Consider the following 289-nt stretch of genomic DNA (forward strand, 5'->3'; position numbering starts at 1 on the left):
GATGATCGTTCCTCACGCTCTGCGTGAGAATGCCGTGGGTGACGCTCTGCGTCACAAATCTGCGCCGCACCACACGCCCAAGAGCGGACGCAGAGCTTCAGGAACCGCATACCCATGCGGAGCACGGGTGCGAGGGTGGTCTGCTGGCGACAAAGCAAAGGGCTACGCATCGCGCTGCAGGTCGGGCGGGATCTTGATGTCACCCAGTGGGTCTGGGCGCTTGCCTTGACCGGCGCGGAATTGGCGGATCTGGTAGACATAGGCCAGCACCTGGGCCACGGCCAGATAG

The 289-nt window shown here is 63.3% G+C and carries 1 pseudogene; it reads right to left on the minus strand.

The window, feature by feature from the left end:
• Positions 1–162: 162 nt before the first annotated feature.
• Positions 163–289 (minus strand): annotated as a pseudogene (locus tag ALO43_RS31075) (flagellar biosynthetic protein FlhB); the annotation flags it as partial.

The organism is Pseudomonas tremae, from assembly GCF_001401155.1.
Classification (GTDB): domain Bacteria; phylum Pseudomonadota; class Gammaproteobacteria; order Pseudomonadales; family Pseudomonadaceae; genus Aquipseudomonas; species Aquipseudomonas tremae.